The sequence below is a fragment of the Mycolicibacterium rutilum genome, from assembly GCF_900108565.1.
In the GTDB taxonomy this organism is placed as follows: domain Bacteria; phylum Actinomycetota; class Actinomycetes; order Mycobacteriales; family Mycobacteriaceae; genus Mycobacterium; species Mycobacterium rutilum.
Genome location: NZ_LT629971.1, coordinates 488,887 through 505,230 on the forward strand (window position 1 = coordinate 488,887; position 16,344 = coordinate 505,230).

At 69.7% G+C, this 16,344-nt stretch carries 18 protein-coding genes; 3 read left to right on the forward strand and 15 right to left on the reverse strand.

Translation table 11 applies throughout. The annotated features are described in order from the left end of the window. Positions 1-12 precede the first annotated feature (12 nt). The 3 genes from BLW81_RS02375 to BLW81_RS02385 all read left to right on the forward strand — a co-directional run bounded on the left by BLW81_RS02375 (position 13) and on the right by BLW81_RS02385 (position 4,052). Complete coding sequence (locus BLW81_RS02375) at positions 13-2,619, forward strand: helix-turn-helix transcriptional regulator (protein WP_083405808.1); 2,607 nt, start codon at positions 13-15, stop codon at positions 2,617-2,619. A gap of 492 nt (positions 2,620-3,111) precedes the next feature. Further along, a complete protein-coding gene (locus BLW81_RS02380) occupies positions 3,112-3,477 on the forward strand; it encodes a hypothetical protein (RefSeq protein ID WP_157897549.1) in 366 nt (121 codons plus the stop codon). A gap of 8 nt (positions 3,478-3,485) precedes the next feature. Beyond that, the gene (locus tag BLW81_RS02385) at positions 3,486-4,052 is read left to right on the forward strand and encodes a hypothetical protein (protein ID WP_157897550.1); all 567 of its coding nucleotides are present in this window, start codon (positions 3,486-3,488) and stop codon (positions 4,050-4,052) included. A 2-nt stretch (positions 4,053-4,054) separates the two neighbouring features. On the opposite strand, the gene BLW81_RS02390 is transcribed toward BLW81_RS02385, so the two are convergent. From BLW81_RS02390 to BLW81_RS02460, 15 genes are all read right to left on the reverse strand, one after another. Beyond that, positions 4,055-5,413: a cytochrome P450 gene (locus tag BLW81_RS02390; protein ID WP_083410274.1), complete on the reverse strand. Its 1,359-nt coding sequence runs from the start codon at positions 5,411-5,413 to the stop codon at positions 4,055-4,057. A gap of 11 nt (positions 5,414-5,424) precedes the next feature. Continuing rightward, positions 5,425-5,946: a pyridoxamine 5'-phosphate oxidase family protein gene (locus BLW81_RS02395; RefSeq protein ID WP_083405811.1), complete on the reverse strand. Its 522-nt coding sequence runs from the start codon at positions 5,944-5,946 to the stop codon at positions 5,425-5,427. Between the two features lie 24 nt (positions 5,947-5,970). Then, on the reverse strand, positions 5,971-6,276 hold the full coding sequence (locus BLW81_RS02400) for a hypothetical protein (RefSeq protein ID WP_083405812.1): 306 nt from the start codon (positions 6,274-6,276) through the stop codon (positions 5,971-5,973). A 44-nt stretch (positions 6,277-6,320) separates the two neighbouring features. Continuing rightward, positions 6,321-6,926, reverse strand: a complete 606-nt coding sequence (locus BLW81_RS02405) for a TetR/AcrR family transcriptional regulator (RefSeq protein ID WP_083405813.1) — start codon at positions 6,924-6,926, stop codon at positions 6,321-6,323. After that, positions 6,913-7,788, reverse strand: a complete 876-nt coding sequence (locus BLW81_RS02410; protein WP_083405814.1) for an oxygenase MpaB family protein — start codon at positions 7,786-7,788, stop codon at positions 6,913-6,915. Before BLW81_RS02410 ends, BLW81_RS02405 begins: the two co-directional genes overlap by 14 nt. 429 nt (positions 7,789-8,217) lie before the next feature. After that, positions 8,218-9,300, reverse strand: coding sequence for an IS110 family RNA-guided transposase (locus tag BLW81_RS02415; RefSeq protein WP_173839569.1), 1,083 nt, complete (start codon positions 9,298-9,300; stop codon positions 8,218-8,220). Between the two features lie 97 nt (positions 9,301-9,397). Beyond that, entirely contained in the window at positions 9,398-9,640 is a 243-nt protein-coding gene (locus BLW81_RS02420) for a hypothetical protein (protein WP_083405815.1), read from the reverse strand. Beyond that, complete coding sequence (locus BLW81_RS02425) at positions 9,637-10,125, reverse strand: transport-regulating membrane protein Mce1N (RefSeq protein WP_083405816.1); 489 nt, start codon at positions 10,123-10,125, stop codon at positions 9,637-9,639. Before BLW81_RS02425 ends, BLW81_RS02420 begins: the two co-directional genes overlap by 4 nt. Beyond that, the gene (locus BLW81_RS02430; protein ID WP_083405817.1) at positions 10,122-10,493 is read right to left on the reverse strand and encodes a hypothetical protein; all 372 of its coding nucleotides are present in this window, start codon (positions 10,491-10,493) and stop codon (positions 10,122-10,124) included. Before BLW81_RS02430 ends, BLW81_RS02425 begins: the two co-directional genes overlap by 4 nt. A gap of 19 nt (positions 10,494-10,512) precedes the next feature. Then, positions 10,513-10,974: a hypothetical protein gene (locus BLW81_RS02435; protein WP_083405818.1), complete on the reverse strand. Its 462-nt coding sequence runs from the start codon at positions 10,972-10,974 to the stop codon at positions 10,513-10,515. Further along, the gene (gene hemB / locus BLW81_RS02440) at positions 10,971-11,951 is read right to left on the reverse strand and encodes a porphobilinogen synthase (RefSeq protein WP_083405819.1); all 981 of its coding nucleotides are present in this window, start codon (positions 11,949-11,951) and stop codon (positions 10,971-10,973) included. The genes BLW81_RS02435 and hemB overlap by 4 nt, the downstream gene beginning before the upstream one ends. Before the next feature lie 16 nt (positions 11,952-11,967). Then, a complete protein-coding gene (locus tag BLW81_RS02445; RefSeq protein WP_083405820.1) occupies positions 11,968-13,629 on the reverse strand; it encodes a bifunctional uroporphyrinogen-III C-methyltransferase/uroporphyrinogen-III synthase in 1,662 nt (553 codons plus the stop codon). A 23-nt stretch (positions 13,630-13,652) separates the two neighbouring features. After that, positions 13,653-14,615 (reverse strand): hydroxymethylbilane synthase, encoded by a 963-nt coding sequence (hemC, locus tag BLW81_RS02450; RefSeq protein ID WP_083405821.1) that lies wholly within the window; start codon positions 14,613-14,615, stop codon positions 13,653-13,655. Between the two features lie 3 nt (positions 14,616-14,618). Further along, positions 14,619-15,989, reverse strand: a complete 1,371-nt coding sequence (locus BLW81_RS02455; RefSeq protein WP_083405822.1) for a glutamyl-tRNA reductase — start codon at positions 15,987-15,989, stop codon at positions 14,619-14,621. An 89-nt stretch (positions 15,990-16,078) separates the two neighbouring features. Beyond that, entirely contained in the window at positions 16,079-16,327 is a 249-nt protein-coding gene (locus BLW81_RS02460; protein WP_083405823.1) for a glutaredoxin family protein, read from the reverse strand. Positions 16,328-16,344: the final 17 nt, after the last annotated feature.

The following is a 16,344-nucleotide window of genomic DNA, read 5'->3' on the forward strand; positions in this document are numbered from 1 at the left end:
TAAAATTTGACGGTGATCCGCCAGTGGCCGCTGGTCGGACGGTCCGAAGAGTTAGCGGTGATCGCCGAGGCGACCCGCTCCGTCGGAGACCGCGCCCGCGGGGTCGTGCTGTCGGGCGCGGCCGGGGTCGGCAAGACCCGGGTCGCTTTCGAGGCCCTGTCCCGGTGCGGGCCGCGTGCGGCGCGCAGGCACTGGATCGTCGGCACGGCGTCGTCGCGCAGTGTTCCGCTCGGCGCCTTCGTCGAGATCGCCAGCGAGTTCGGGCCCGACCCGCTGCGCCGGGTCCGCGAGGTGATCGACGGCCTCATCGGCGACGCGCCGTTCGGTGAGGTGGTCGTCGGAGTCGACGACGCCCATCTGCTCGACGACGTGTCCGCGTTCACCGTGCACCAACTCGTCACCCGGCGACTGGCCACGGTCATCCTCACCATCCGCTCCGGTGAGACGCCACCGGATGCCATCACCGCCATCTGGAAGGACCAGCACCTCGATCGCCTTGAGCTGCAACCGCTTTCACCCTCGGAGTTGGGCCGTTTGGTGGAGCAGGCGCTCGACGGCCCGGTGGACTCGTTCTCCGCGGACCGGTTCTGGCAGTACACCCAGGGCAACACGCTGTATCTGCGTCACCTGCTCGACCACGAGGTCGACGCGGGGCGGGTGACCCGCCATTCCGGGGTGTGGCGGTGGGACGGTCAACCCAGCCTGTCCCCCACGTTGACCGAACTGCTCGAGTCACGCATCGCGCAAGCGCCCGCCACGGTGCGTGATGTCCTCGACGCGCTGGCCGTGGCCGAACCGCTGGAATCCGACGTGCTGGAAGCCATCGCCGACGCGGACGCCCTGGCCGAAGCGGAGTCGCTCGGTCTGATCAGCGTTGACTGCACGGCGCGCCCGGCCTCGGTGCGGCTGGCCCATCCGCTCCTCGGCGAGATCCGGCACACCGGTTCGCTGCGGCTGCGCCGGGTCAGCGGCCGGATCGCGGCCGAGCTGGCCCGGAAGGGGTCCACCGATCCCCGGGCGCTGATCCGCCGGGCGGTGCTCACCCTCGAGTCCGACCTCACCCCGGATTCGGAGTTCCTGCTCGCTGCGGCGTCCGCGGCGATGCAGTTGCTGGATCACCGGCTGGCCGAGCACCTCGCCGAGCGTGCCGTCGCTGTCGGCGGCGGGCCGTGGGCCAAGATCGCCCGCGCGATGGCGATCACCTGGCAGGAGCGCGGCGTCGAGGCCGAGGCCGTGCTCGCCGAGCAGGCCGACCAGGCGTCCGGGCTGGAGCGCACGCAGATCGCCATCCTGCGCGCGATGAACTTCACGCTGATCCTCGGGGAGGTGGCGCGCGCCGAGGCCGAACTCGAGCTGCTGCCGGCCGACGACGTCTCCGCCCAGGCCATCGCCACCGCGCTGCGGCCGTTGATCCAGTTGGTGCGCGGGCACTCCCGCGAAGCCGTGGCGATGGCCGATGTCGCCGCGGCCCAGTCGCCGGGTAGCGACGTCGCGACGATCTTCCTGGCGTGGGTGTACGTCACGGGCCTGGGTGACCTCGGTCGGATCGACGAGATCGAGGCCGCCGCCAAGGAGGGCTACGCGGTGGCCGACCGGTCGCCGGAGTCGGGGCATCTGCTGCGCCGGTTGGCCCTGCAGGAGACGCACGGCTACCGCCTGGGCGGCATGCTCGCCGAGTCCGACGCCGTCATCGACCGGATCCGGCGCGACACGCTCGACGTTCCGTTCGAGGAGTCGTGGCACCGCGTGATGGTGGGCCTGTCGGCGATGAGCCGCGGCGCCCTCGACGACGCGCGACGGTCGTTGCGCGATGCGCTCGCCTACCTGGGCACCGGCGACAACGGCCGCATGGTGAAGACGTTCGGGCGGACGTGGTTGGCGACAGTGACCGCGATGCTCGGCCGGGCCCAGGACGCGCGTCGCGAACTCGAGGCCCTCGAGTGGTGGGCGCGTGACCCGCAGGCCTGCATGTTCGACCCCTACCGATCACTGGCCGAGGCTTGGGTGTGCGCTGCGGAAGGTGCCTGCTCTGAGGCGGTTTCGCTGATGCGCCGCGCCGCGCAACGCGAGGTCGAACTGGACCGACCGGCGTGGCAGGTGGTGCTGTTGCAGACGGCGACGCAGTTCGGCGACCACACCACCGCCGACAGGCTCGCCGAGCTGGCGGCGACGGTCCAGGGCCCGCGGGCACCCGCGGCCGCCGCGCACGCCGCCGCGCTGGCCGCCAGGGACGGTGACGCACTGCTCGAGGCGTCGCACCGCTACGAGTCTTTCGAGGACCGCGTGGCCGCCGCCGATGCTGCCGCCCAGGCGGTTCTGGCGTATCAGGGCGCCGGCCTGCGTGGCGCCGCGATGACTGCGTCAGCCGTCGCCGAGCGACTGGCCGACGAGTGCGGCGGCGCGCTGACCCCCGCATTGTCCTCGGTCACCACCCCGCAGCCGTTCACCGCCCGGCAGCGCGAGATCATCTCGCTGGCCGCGCAGGGGCTGTCCAACAAGGAGATCGCCGAGCGACTGACGATGTCGGTGCGCTCGGTCGAAGGTCACCTGTTCCGCGCTTCGCAGCGGGTCGGAGCCAACAGTCGCGACCAGCTGATCGCGATCCTCACCGGGACCTAGGCGGGCCCGTCAGGTCACGTTTTTGCCCGATGCCGACAACGGTGTGGGCACCGATTGTCCCCGCGCGACAGCGACATTGACGCGTTCCCGAGGTCCGTCATGCGAATTGGCCGGAAACTGGCTTTTTATTTTTTCTGGGGTATGGTCGCGCATTGATGGAGAAATGCTAGCGGGAGGTAGAAAAATAGCTAGTAAGTCCCAGGGCAGTACGCTGAAGAAACCCGCGATGACGCTCAAGGAGCGGCGGGCGGCCAAGCGGGAAAAGATGGCCCAGGAGACCGTGGTTCGGCGCAAGAAGCCCAACCGTTAGGCGGACCGGACCACCACCGCTGAATTAGTGGATTAAACACAGCGGCACAATTTCGGCCGGCCATTGTTGCGCACCTTTTTCCGAGCGGAATTTCGCGCAATCAATGGTCGGCCGGATTGTGCCGTCTGACGAACTTTTCACAATAGGAGGGACAGTGCATCGTGGGGACAGCGGATGCCGCCGTGGCAGGTGATGCCCGGGTCGTGCTGCGGCGCATGCTCGACGAGTTGACCGACGTGTCAGCGCCGGCGGACCGAAGCCCCGCCTACCGCAGGGGGTTCGATGCGGGCACCCGATACGCCCGCATCTGTGTGCTCGACGAGATCGCCGCGGTGTCCGGCGGTTTGGATGAAGCCGCGATGATCGACGGGATGCGCCGCGACCGAGAGCTGATGCGCGTCCGGGCGGCGTTGCGGACCATCGAACGCCGACTCGCCGACGCGGCCGCACCGGGTGCCGGCGACAGCGCCACCGGCTTCCGGGACGCCGTCGACATTGCGCTGCAGTCGATTTCCGGCCTGCAGCCGGCAGGCCTTTCCAGAGAGTGAGGTTTTTTGTGACTGGTCATGACATCACGAGTTCATCGGTGCTGCTGTTCGGTCCGGACGGTGACCTGTCCCGGACGATCGCGGCAACGTGTCGGGCGCACGGCATCGAGGCCGCATCTGGGCCGGAGCCGTGCGGGGGTCCGTCGCGGGCCTCGCCCGAGGCGACACCACCGACCAAGTCCGCGGTGTTCATCCTGGCCGCCGAGACAACCGAATCGCTGTTCGGCCAGACGCTTTCGGTGGCCGCGCGCCGACGGCTGCGTTCCTGTGAGAACAGCATCTGCGACTCTGCCCTCGCGGCGGCAGGGGCCGACGGTGCGCGCCGGGTCCTGGTGGCGTGCGACGCACGCACGCTGTCCTTCGGCAAGAGGCTGCGCGCCGAGCGGTGGGCGCGCGATCTGGCGCACCGCATCGGTTACGAGGGCCGCATCAACGGATATTCCGACCTCACCACGTCCTATGCCGTCGTCGAGACCGAGGACGAGGTGCAGCTGCTGGCCGACGCGATCGTCGAGTGGCATCAAGGCGGAGCGCCGGCCGGCGAACCCCGGCGAGCGCTCGCGGTCCTCCGCTGATCTCAGTTCCGCGGGCGTAGGTGCGCCCGGATCGGCCCCTTGGCGACGGTCGTCAACGGCACCTCGCACTCGAAAAAGTCGTCAGTGGACCGGATTTCCATGGCGCGCACGATGGTCGCCAGCGCCAGCGTGGTCTCCAGGCGGGCGAAATGCTCACCGATGCACGGCCGTCCGCCACCCAGGAACGGCAGGAACTGCCACCGGTTACGGGCCTTGACGTTCTCGGGGCTGAACCGTTCGGGGTCGAACTCCATCGGGTTCGGCCATAGCTGCGGATCGTGGTGCAGCCCATACAGTCCCACCGCCACCAGGGTGCCCGCCTCGACGCGGTAACCGTCGACGGCGATGTCACGGGTCGCCATCCGGGCGACGCCTGCGGCGGGCGGGCACAGCCGCAGCGCCTCGTGCAGGACCTGCACGGTGTACCCCAGCTGCGGCACATCCTCCGGAGTGAGCTCGCGGTCACCGATCGCGGCGGCTTCGGCGGCCACCCGCGCCTGCGCGTCGGGATGATGTCCGAGCACCCACAGCGCGTACGTCAGCGCGGTCGACGTCGTGTCGTGCCCGGCGAGCATGAAGATCAACAGGTCGTTGGAGATGTCGTCGTCGTCGATCGGCAGCCCGGTCTCCGGATCGCGCGCGTCCATCAGGGCGCGCACCAGCGGCGCGTCGCGCGTCGGGTCGGTGCGACAGGCGCGCACCATCTCGTCGGTGATCACCTTCATCTCGGCGACCGCCTTGCGGGTTTTCCGGCGGGCCGGCGTGGGCAGCCAGCGCGGTGCGCGCGCCGGCCGCAGGGCGCGGTCGGTGGTGTAGGACGATGCGACGTGCATGCAGCGGGCGATGGTGTCGCCGCGCTCGTTGAGGTCCACACCGAGCACCGACCGCCCCAGCGACTGCATCGCCACCCGGCGGCACTCGACGTCCAGGTCGACGTCACCGCCGTCGGGCCAGCGATCGACGAATGCCTGCGCTGCACCGGACATGTGGCCGCCGAAGTTGCGGACGTTGTGCTTGGTGAACACCGGTTGCAGCGCGCGCTTACGGGGTCGCCACAGGTCGTTGGGCAGCACCCACAGGCTGTCCCCGGCCATGTTGCGGACTTCGTCGTGATAGATGCACCGCTCCGACGACGCGTCGGAGCGGCCGAGCACGTCGCGCATGCCGTTGGGAGACATCACCGCGACGATCGGTGGATACACCCATTTGGGCCCGAACTGGATCCGGGTGATCGGCCCGCCGGCGTCGCGGATCACCTCCTGCCCGGTGTCGAGTCGGCGCACGAGAGATACCAGCTGCCGGATCGGCAGCGGGTTCTTGGGCACCAACGGCAGCGACCGCACATCGAGCGTCGTGCTCATGTCATCGATCTTCACTCAAACGGCGCCGGCCCGCGGCCGGGTACCGGATTTTCGTGGGACCAGGTGAGCGGGGCGCCTTCGCCTTTCATCATCACCGCGCCCGGCATGACCCGGATGCGGTACGGGGCCAACCGCAGCGCCGCGAACCGGTCGGAGGTCGGGCCGTCGCGCCAGTCCGGGATGATCCGCGGGTCGTAGCCGACCGGGGCGGGCCCGTTGGCGAACTTGTCCCACACGGCGGTCCTGGTCTCGTCGTCGAGGTACCACTCGACCAGACATTCGGCGCTGCACGTGTCCTGACTGGGCGCCCAGTAGCTGACCGCCATCTCGGGATGGGCGGCCAGGTGCCTCTTCTTCACCGGGCTCGGCACGGTCGCGATCCAGCCGAACAGGTCGGTGCCGTCCCACTCCCAGATCGGGTGCAGGATTCGGGTGCGGGGACGGCTGTTGACGTCGACGGTGGCCACCGACGCCCACACGATCGAGTGGGCCATCTCGACGAAAGCCGGTGCGATCTCGTCCAGGGGTGTCACGCCCCCCAGCCTAGGCAGCCGGCGTCACGACTGTTCGGCCTGCCCGCTCCCCGTCGTGTTTTCCGAGTTCTCCGAGGCGCCCTCGCTGTACTTGGGGTTGCCGTCGTCGTCGAGCCAGTCGTTGACCGCGGTGCCGGCGACCGCTCCGCCGGTGCCCGGCATCTTGGTCGTCGGCCGCTCCTCCTCGTAGGCCTTGTGCATCTCCTTGGCCTTCTCGCGGTGCTCGTCGGTCACTTCCGGCTTCTCGGTCCCCGGCCGCTCCTCAGGCTCGTCGAGGACGTTGTGGTGTTCGTCGGTGCGGGGCTCCGCGCCCTCTGCTTCGCTGCTCATGGAACACGACTGCCCGATGGGCCAATTTGCGAAACGCAGAATGGCTAACGGGCCGGGACAGTTCGCAGCGCGGCGGGCAGACTCGGCAGAAAATGCTGATGGGCAAACGCCCGGATGTCGTCGGCGGTGTCCAGCGGCTGCGCGCTCGGCAGCAGCAGCACCATCGCCGCGTACCGCAGGATGGTGTCGGCGAGCTCGTCGACAGCCTGTGCGCCGATGCGCTCGGCGAATCCCGCGGGGAAGATGACCCGCAGCGCCTCGGCCATCCGGGTGATCGCGGCGTCGTAGTGACGGTGCGCCAGCTCGAGCACCAGCGCGGGCTCGTCTTGCATCATCCGGTGCAGCACCCGGTGCCTGCGAAACTTCAAGATCGACAGCGTGAACGCCTCGACGTAGTAATTGGACTGCGGCGCAGCGCGTTTGACCTCGGCGGCGATGTCGGCGAACAGCGCGATGTTCTCGCGTTCGATGACCGCGGCCACCAGCTCGTCGCGGTTGGCGAACCGCCGGTAGATCGTGGTGCGGCTGACCCCGGCGCGGCGGGCCACGTCGTCGAGCGCGACCCGCCGGAAACCGTGCCGCTCGAACTCGATGACCGCGGCGTCCAGGATCGCTTCCGTCGCACCGGTCGCGGGGTCAGGCGCGGGCATAGCCCCGGCACGCATAGCCGTTGTAGCGCAACCGCATCGGCAGCCGGTCCCACAACCAGTTGACCGGCCGCGACCGCCAGAGCGCCGCGAACCGCTGATACCGCCGCTCCTGGCGCTCGTTCCAGGGCAGGCCGAGCAGTTCGCGTGTCCGTGGCGGCATGCCGCCGGTGGTCAGGAACGCGGCCGCCGGATTGAACACCGGCGCGATCAGCCGCCACGCCCACGGCGGCACACCCTTCGGGCAGGGGAAGCCCTTGGTGACGTAGCCGACGCCGTACTTGGCGGTCGGGTGGGCGACGACGATCTCGTCGATCATCTTGTCCCAGTAGCGTTCGAAGTCGTCATAGGTGGCCGGCATCGGCCGGTCGCTGACGCCGTAGCGGCGGTACCAGGTCTTCGACTCGAGGTAGATCTGCTCCCTCTCCGCGCGGCTGAGCCGTTTGACGAAGGTATCCGCGAAATAGAGCACCTGGTCGACGAACGTCGCATGCGCCCAGAAGTAGGTGTCCGGATCGAGCGCGTGGTAGCGGCCGCCGCCGTACTCCGGGGCCATCTCGCCCTTGATGTCGGTGTGGAAGTCGCGCACCTGCGTGCCCGGGTGGTCGTCGTCGGCGCCGTACACGGTGTTGAAGATCGGCGGCAGCGACCGCTTGACCCGCGCCGCGGTGTCGTCGAAGAACACCGAGTGGTCCAACACGCCCTGGCCCAGTTGCGCGAGCATGTTCTGCAGCACCGCGGGCCGCGGGCCGATCAGATACATGCGGTTGTCGCCGAAGTACCGCCAGACCAGCGACTGCGGCCCGAGCGGCAGCGAGTCGGGAACTCGGGGGTCGGTTTCGGGCTTGTCCACCAACTCGGTCATGCGGAACAGTGTTACAAATTCTGCACTTTGTTCCAATCGGCTGTGAGCAGCCTCACGGCACGCCGAGTGAGAAGTGGCGGTCGTGAATCGGGTCGCGACGCGACCAGGAATGCTGATATGGGGAGCGGTTTGTCAAGTGGGCAGGGTGAAGCGGCGGTCGCAACCGTCGTTGTGGCCGCCGCTTCCTCGGCCAGTGCGGTGATGTCGATGCGGGGACTGGCGCGCGTGTCGTGGCGACGGCTTGTCAGTCTGAAATGCGCGGGTTGGTTACCGCAGGACGGTGTTTCGAGTGACGGTGGACCGCTGTCTATTTTCGAGCGTGATCCGTTGTGGCGCTTGGGGATTACTCATAGCATTCTCGCGGGTCACCGTCAGCTTGCCCGCCTGTACCCGGCATCGACACGGCACTGGACGTTCTGTGGGGTCGGCCTACTCCTCGAGGACGGCCAACGACCAGCACCAGCCGGCCAGCTCGCGTGCGATCGCGGTATTGGCTACCGCGGGGCGTTTGGCGCGGGCATCAAACCCACGCCAGCGGGTATGTAGACGCTGGTTTGCCTGCTGACCGCGTCGGCGTGCAGCCTTGCTGGCTACCTGCCAGCGGCGCCGCAGCTCTACCCCGGGGCGGTAGGGGCGGCGATGGTGCCAGGCCGCCTCGACTAACAAGCGGCGCGCGTGGGAGTTACCGGTGCGGGTGATCGCTCCCTGCACCCGGGAGGCGCCCGAGGAGTACTCGGTAGGCACCAATCCCAGATAGGCCCCGATGGTGCGGCCGTTTAACCGTGACCAGTCCCCGATCTCGACCGCCAAACCGAACGCCGTCAACGTCGATACCCCGCGCAGACAGCCCAGCCGGCGCACTACCGCGCTGAATTCGCTGTCTGCAGCCATCTCGGCGATCATGGCATCGAGACCGTCACGGCGATCCACGCACGCCAACATGGTCTGCACCGCGGTGTCGAACGCGGTCTGCGCTGGTAGCGCGTCGAAGCGTTGCCGCTGCAACCACGCCTCATGAGCGAGGGTCCACGCCGATCCGCCGGTGTAGAGCAGGTTGTGACGCAACAGCAGCGCGCTCACCCGGTGTCGGGCCCGCATCAGGTCAGCCCGGCAATCCTCGCGGGCGCGCACCAGATCCCGGGCCGCTTCACGCTCGACGCTGGGAATCTCGACCGCGGTGATCTCGCCCAGGTGCAGCAGGCGAGCCAGATGGGCGGCATCGCGGGCATCGGTCTTGACCCGATCACTGGACGGACGCACCAATTTCGACGGTGCAGCCACCAGACACTCAACCCCCGCCTCAAGCAGACACCGGGCTAACCCGAAGCCGGTCGGGCCGGCCTCATAAGTCACCGCGACCGGGCCGGGCAGCCCGCTCACCCAGTTCTGGATCTCCCGGTGATCTGGACTCAACCGGCGCTGGAACACCTCACCGGTCTGACCATCAAGTGCACATCCGAACACCGAACGTGCATGCACATCTAAACCAACACTCGTACGCTGAATCTTCACTGGGGCCTCCCACAGTTGTGGCTCTACCGGCCAGGACCCAATTCCTGATCGGCAACCCACGCTCACATGTGGTGAGGCCCCAGCCTCCCCATACCGTCTATTTCGCGGCAGGATGACGCCGGATGCGCGCCACCGCGAGCACGATCAGCACCCCGGCGACCGCCGCCAGCAGCAGCGACAGCCCGATCAGCGGGGCGCTGTACTGCACCGACGTGGTCTGTGGCTCGCCTTCGAGCACCGGCGGCACCACGATCGTCGAGGGCGCGGACAGCCAGCACAGCACGCTGCCGACGAGCGCGGCCGCGGCGACCACGAGTTCGACCGTCGCCCGCACCGTCATACCGATTCCGGCGGGATGCGCTCTTCGACCACCTGCGTCAGCGTCTCGCGCAGCTTCTGGTGCTTGCGCGCCCAGGCCTGCGCGCTGCGGTCGTTGGTCATCTTCAGCCCGATCCCGGTGCGTCCACGCGGCACCCCGGTCAGCTCGCCGAGCGCGCGCGCGGACTGCCACTTCGGCGCTTCGCTGCCGCTGGCCTCCGGATAGATCCGCACGATCTCGGCGGTGCTGATGGTCTCGGCGCCCTGACGCAACCACTCCGGGGTCAACTCGACCGAGGTGTGGATCCGCGCCGCCTTGACCTGGATGGCCAGGAACCCCGTCACCAGGACGAAGAAGATGCCGGGCACCAGCCACTGGAAGCCGTAACCGGCCGACGCCTGGATCAGCCCCATCGCCACGCCGGACGCCGGTCCCGCGGCGATCCACCACCAGCTGGCGCCCTGTTCGTAGAAGAGCACCTGCGGCGAGGCGCTGTGCTCGGTCACGACGGTTCCTCCTGTGGAGTCGCGCTCGGCCTGGTGATCAGCACCGCGCCGGCGATCAGCGGGAAGACGGCCAGCAGCGTGACCAGATGCACGACCCCGATGAACGAGAGCACGGCGATCAGCGCGACGACCGTCAACGCCAGCGCGACCCCGGCCCGGCGGAACCGGGGGTCGCCGCCACGGATCCGGCCCGCCAGAAACGCCAGGGCACCGCCCGCCACGACCGTGAGGACCCCGGCGCCGCGGAACACCGGCGGCAGGTTCACCGAGGCGGCGAACATCCCGCCGACCATCAGCATCACCGCGGCGGCGACCCAGCACCAGAACGCGGCGGTGACGACGCCGGGTCGCGACACGGGAGCGGTCATGGTCGGTCAGCGTATCGGGTCACCGCGTGAAGTAAGCGGTGGCGTCCTTGCGGTGCAACAGGTACGCGCCGCCCGCGATCGACACCACGCCGATGATCGCGGTGACGGCGAACACGACCGCCGCGACCGTCGGCCGTTCGACGCCGAACAGGTTCGTCGCCGCGTAGACCACCGACGCCACACCGCCGCCGGTGAGCAGCGTGCGGGCCCACCGGTAGCCGTGCCGCATCAGCACCATGAACGTCAGCACGACGGCGGCGATGATCAGCACGAAGACGACCGAGAAGGCCAGCACCGGCCCGGGCAGGTCCCGGGATTCGTCGGTGACCACCAGGTCGACGAGTTGGCCGGTGATCATCATCGGCAGCGCCAGCACCCACAGCCAGAAGCCGGTGTCGACGTCCTCGGGGCGGCCCGGCGGCTGCTGCGGCGGCTCGGCGCCGGGACCGGCGACGGGATGGCCCCCGTGCTGTGGGTTCACCGCAGCCAGCCGGCGGCGTCGGCCGCCCAGTAGGTCAGCACGATGTCGGCGCCGGCGCGCCGGATGCTGAACAGCGTCTCCAGGGCGACGACCGACAGGTCGATCCATCCGTTGGCGGCGGCCGCGCTGATCATCGCGTACTCACCGGACACCTGGTAGGCGGCCACCGGGACGGGCGAGATGTCGGCGGCCGCCCGCACGACGTCGAGGTAGGCCATCGCGGGCTTGACCATCACCATGTCGGCGCCCTCGTCGATGTCGAGTTCCACCTCGTGCAGCGCCTCACGCGCGTTGCCCGGATTCTGTTGGTAGGTGCGACGATCGCCGCGCAGGCTGGACGCGACCGCCTCGCGGAACGGGCCGTAGAAGCCGGACGCGAACTTGGCCGCATACGCCAGGATCACGGTGTCGGTGTGCCCGGCGGCGTCGAGCCCGTCGCGGATGGCCGCTACCTGCCCGTCCATCATGCCGCTCGGGGCGACCACGTGCGCACCCGAATCTGCCTGCGCGACAGCCAGTTCCACGTAGCGCTTGTTGGTGAGGTCATTGTCGACGCGGCCCGCGGCGTCGAGCACCCCGCAGTGCCCGTGGTCGGTGAACTCGTCGAGGCAGGTGTCGGCCATCAGCACCGTGTCGTCACCGAGGTCGGCCGACAGGTCGCGCAGCGCTACGTTGAGGATGCCGTCCTCGGCCACCCCGACAGCACCGGTGGCGTCCTTGTCGTCGTCGCGCGGCACCCCGAACAGCATCAGCCCGCCCACCCCGGCGGCCACCGCGTCGGCGGCCGCGCGGCGCAGCGAGTCGCGGGTGTGCTGCAGGACGCCGGGCATCGAGGAGATCTCGCGCGGCTCGTCGATCCCGTCGGCGACGAACATCGGCAGCACCAGATGCCTTCGCTCCAGCGTCGTTTCGGCGACAAGCCGACGCAGGGCCGGTGTCGCGCGCAACCGGCGAGGACGGTGCCTAGGAAACGCCATCTGCGGCTCCTCGCGGTTAGCGGCGGCGGCTCTTCTTACGCGGCGGCGGCAGCGCACCCTCGGCGCGCAGCCGGGCGGCGTGCTCGGCCAGCGCCTCGACGAGCGGACCGACCGCGGCGACCTCGGGCTGCACATCGACGCGCAACCCGAATTCCGCTGCGGTTTCGGCGGTCTTGGGTCCGATGCACGCGACGATGGTGCGGGCGTGCGGCTTGCCCGCGATGCCCACCAGGTTGCGCACCGTCGAACTCGACGTGAAGCACACCGCGTCGAAGCCGCCCGTCTTGATCATCTCGCGGGTCTGCGCAGGCGGCGGCGCCGCGCGCACCGTGCGGTACGCGGTGACGTCCTCGATCTCCCAGCCGCGCTCGCGCAGCCCCTCGGCCAGCGTCTCGGTGGCGATGTCGGCGCGCGGCAACAGCACGCGGTTCACCGGATCGAAAACGTCGTCGTAGGGCGGGAATTCGTCGAGCAGCCCCAGCGAGGACTGCTCACCGGTCGGCACCAGCTCGGGGTTGATCCCGAAGGCCCGCACCCGGTCGGCGGTGGCCTGCCCGACGCAGGCGATCTTCACGCCGGAGAACGCGCGGGCATCGAGGCCGAACTCGTTGAACTTCTCCCACACCGCACGCACCGCGTTGGTGGAGGTGAACACGACCCACTGGAACCGGCCGTCGACCAGACCCTTGACCGCACGCTCCATCTGCGCGGGGCTGCGCGGCGGCTCGACCGCGATGGTCGGCACCTCGATGGGCAGCGCGCCGTGGCCGACCAGCTTCTCGCTCATCTCGCCGGCCTGGTCCTTGGTGCGCGGCACCAGCACGGTCCAGCCGTACAGCGCGCGGCTCTCCCACCAGTTCAGCTTGGCGCGGTTGGCCACGGTCTTGCCGATCGTGACGACCAGCGGACCGGCCAGGGGGCCCGCCGGCTCGGTTCCGGCCGGCTTGTCCAGCACCGCCTTGTCGAGCAGACCGGCCAGCGTCGTCTCGACCGAACGCTGTTGGCACGTCGTGCCGTTCGCGGTGACGACCACCGGGGTGGTGTCGGTCAGGCCGTATTCGATCAGCGTGCGCGCGGCGTCGGGCAGGTGGCTCGCGGTCGCGTGCAGGATCAGCGGGCCCGGTGCGGCGGCCAGCGCCGCCCAGTCGACGTCCGGGGAGCGGACGTCGGCGACGGTGTGCGCGGAACCCAGCGGCAGGCCCGCGTACGTCGGCACCGCGGTGGTGTCCGGCAGGCCGGGCACGATCTCGAAGTTCAGGTGCGATTTCGCCAGCGCGGACACCTCGGTGATCACCGCGTCCAGCGACAGCGGGTCGCCGGCGACCAGCCGCACCACGTCGACGCCGGTGCGCGCCTCGGTGGTCAGCGTCTTGGCCACCTCGACCGGATCGCCGACCGCGGACCGGATGTCGGGTCCGCCGGGGATCGTCGGGGCGTCACCGTCGGCCGCGCCGTCAGCCGCCTCGGCGGGTTCCGGGCCCGACGGCGGGGGCAGCTCACAGCCCACCAGGGCGAGCACGGCCTCCGGCACATCGGGGTCGGTGAACACCAGCGCTGCGTTCGCGAGCACCGCGCGGGCCCGCGTCGTCAGCAATCCGGGGTCGCCAGGCCCCGAGCCGACGAACGTGATGCGGCCCGGCTTCGGCTTGCGGCCTCGCCCGCTACTCTGGGCAGTCATCTCAGTCACTCCGCTCTGCAGCTTCAGTTGGTATCCGCCATGAGCTCGCGCGCCCCGAGGTCGAACAACTCCTCGGCCACCGAGAGCCCCAGCTCCCGGGCCCGGTCGGGAGTTCCGACACCGGACGCGCGGATCACGTCGGATCCGTCCAGCGTCGCCACGCAGCCGCGCAGCGACACTTCTTCGAAGACGTTGCCGTCCTCATCGATGGACTCGACCACCTCGGCGATCGCGCCCACCGGTGCGGAGCAGCCCGCCTCCAGTCGGGCGAGCAGGGCACGCTCGGCGGTGACCGCGGTGCGCGAGTCGGCGTCGTCCAGCTCCGCCAGCAGCGCGGCAAGCTCGGTGTCGTCCCCGCGGCACTCGACCGCGAGCGCACCTTGAGCCGGCGCTGGCAACATCTGCACCGGCTCGAGAGTCTCGGTGACATCGGCCAGTCGTCCGATGCGGGCCAGTCCCGCCCGTGCGACCACGATGCCGTCGAGATCACCGTTGCTAACCCTGCTCAACCTGGTATCTAGGTTGCCTCTTAGGGGGCGGATTTCCAAACCGAGACCCAGTGCTCTAAGCTGTGCGGCCCGCCGCGGGCTCGACGTGCCGATCAGCGAGCCCGCCGGCAACTCCCCGAGCACCAGGCCGTCGCGCGCCACCAGGGCGTCGCGCGGGTCCTCACGCGGGGGTGTCGCGGCGATCGTGAAGCGCGGATCGTCGGCGGTGGGCAAATCCTTGTGCGAGTGCACCGCGGCGTCGACGCGGCCGTCGAGGATGGCCTCGCGCAGGGCAGCGGTGAAAACGCCCACACCGATGTCGGCGATCGGGCCCTGATTGCGGTCGCCCTCGGTGGAGATGATGACGAGTTCGGCGTCGTGGCCCCTGGCAATGAGCGCGTCGCGGACAGTGCCGGCCTGCGTGGTCGCCAGGAGGCTGCCCCGAGTGCCTATCCGGATAGGCCCCGAGCGTTGTGACCGGGGGGATGGGCTAGTCAAGCGCTACTCGGCCGCCTTATCCAGATCGGGTGCGGCGGAACGGGTTTCGTCTCCGGCGATCAGCGGCAGCTCGGGACCGGCGACCGCGTCGACGGCCTGCTGGTCGAGTTCGAACAGTTCGCGCAGCGCCTCGGCGTAGCTGTCGCCGCCGGGCGCACTGGCCAGCTGCTTGACCCGCACCGTCGGCGCGTGCAGCAGCTTGTCGACCACCCGCCGCACGGTCTTGGCCACCTCGTCGCGGTGCGCCGCGTCCAGGCCCGGCAGCCGGTTGTCCAGCCGCAGCAACTCCGCCTCGACGACGTCGGCGGCGCGCTGCCGCAACGCCGTGACGGTCGGCGTGACCTCGGCCATCCGCTGACCGGCCAGGTAGTTGGCGACCTCGGCGGCGACGATGGTGCGCGCCGCGTCGGCGTCGGCGGCGGCCGCCCGCGCCGACGGCTCGCGCTGGATGCGCTCCATGTCGACGACGTAGACGCCCGGCAGCCCGGCCACCGCGGAGTCGACGTCGCGGGGCATTCCGAGATCGCAGATCACCAGCTGTTTGGGCTCTTGACGGTGGGCCAGGCCGCGGTGCACGTCGGCCAGCGAGACCACCGGCCGCACCGCGCCGGTGCAGCTGACCACCACGTCGGCGTCGGTCAGCAGCGGCGGTAGGTGATCGAACGGGAACGCGTGCGCCTCGGCGCCCAGGTCCCGGATGTTGTCGGCGAGCCGCTTGGCGCGGGGCAGTGTCCGGTTGACCACGTGGACACGTTCGACGCCGGCGCGGATCAGGTGTTTGGCGGCCAGGGAGCCCATCGAACCGGCGCCAACCACCACCGCGGTGCGCCCGGCCAGCGAGCCGAGTTTGCCCTCGGCGATGTCGAGGGCCACCGACACCACCGACGCGCCCGCGGCGTCGATACCGGTCTCGGTGTGCACCCGCTTGCCGACCGACAGCGCGCGCTGCGACAGTTCGTGCAGGGTGCGGCCGACGGTGTGGTTGGCCTCGGCGGCGGCGTAGGCGCGGCGGACCTGCCCGAGCACCTGCTGTTCGCCGATGACCGCGGAGTCCAGGCCGGACGTGACCGCGAACAGGTGCTCGACGGCGGCCTCGGCGTAGCGCACGTAGGCATATTTGGTCAGGTCGTGCAGGCTCATCCCGGAGTGCTCGGAGAGCACCTGGCCGATCACCGACAACCCGCCGTGGAACGCCTCGACAACGGCGTACACCTCGACGCGGTTGCAGGTGGACAGCACCATGGCCTCGGTGACGAGCGACGACTGCAGCACCTGCTCGACGATCTTGGCCTGATCGGACTCGTCGGTACTCAACTGTTCGAGCACGGACACCGGCGCGCTGCGGTGCGAAACCCCGAAAAGCAGCACGCTCACGGCTTCATCACCACGTCATCCACGGTAGTCGCTGAACAGTTAGCTCACCAAATTCCCGGTGAATGTCACGTAACTTCGGTTATGAGCGATCAGGCGAGGTCCGCGCGCAGCCGGGGCTCGTCGACCTCCCAGTAGCTGTGCTCGCGGCCGTCGAGCAGGACCACCGGCAGCCGGTCGCCGAACTCGGCCCGCAGCGCCGCATCCCCGGCGGCCGCGGCGGCGTCGACGTCGGTCACGGCCAGCGTGAACCCCAGCTCGTCGGCGAGCCCCCGCAGCTGGGCGGCCGCCGAGGTGCAGATCGAACATCCGTCGCGCGTCAGCAGCTCCACCCGGTGCACACGGCCAGTATCACGGG

Coding starts and splice junctions, on each gene's coding strand:
- BLW81_RS02420 (WP_083405815.1), bottom strand. CDS start 9,640: ATGACGGTGCGGGCGACGGTCGAACTCGTGGTCGCCGCGGCCGCGCTC.
- BLW81_RS02400 (WP_083405812.1), bottom strand. CDS start 6,276: ATGAGCAGCGAAGCAGAGGGCGCGGAGCCCCGCACCGACGAACACCAC.
- hemB (WP_083405819.1), bottom strand. CDS start 11,951: ATGGCGTTTCCTAGGCACCGTCCTCGCCGGTTGCGCGCGACACCGGCC.
- BLW81_RS02405 (WP_083405813.1), bottom strand. CDS start 6,926: ATGCCCGCGCCTGACCCCGCGACCGGTGCGACGGAAGCGATCCTGGAC.
- BLW81_RS02410 (WP_083405814.1), bottom strand. CDS start 7,788: ATGACCGAGTTGGTGGACAAGCCCGAAACCGACCCCCGAGTTCCCGAC.
- BLW81_RS02445 (WP_083405820.1), bottom strand. CDS start 13,629: ATGACTGCCCAGAGTAGCGGGCGAGGCCGCAAGCCGAAGCCGGGCCGC.
- BLW81_RS02430 (WP_083405817.1), bottom strand. CDS start 10,493: ATGACCGCTCCCGTGTCGCGACCCGGCGTCGTCACCGCCGCGTTCTGG.
- BLW81_RS02390 (WP_083410274.1), bottom strand. CDS start 5,413: ATGAGCACGACGCTCGATGTGCGGTCGCTGCCGTTGGTGCCCAAGAAC.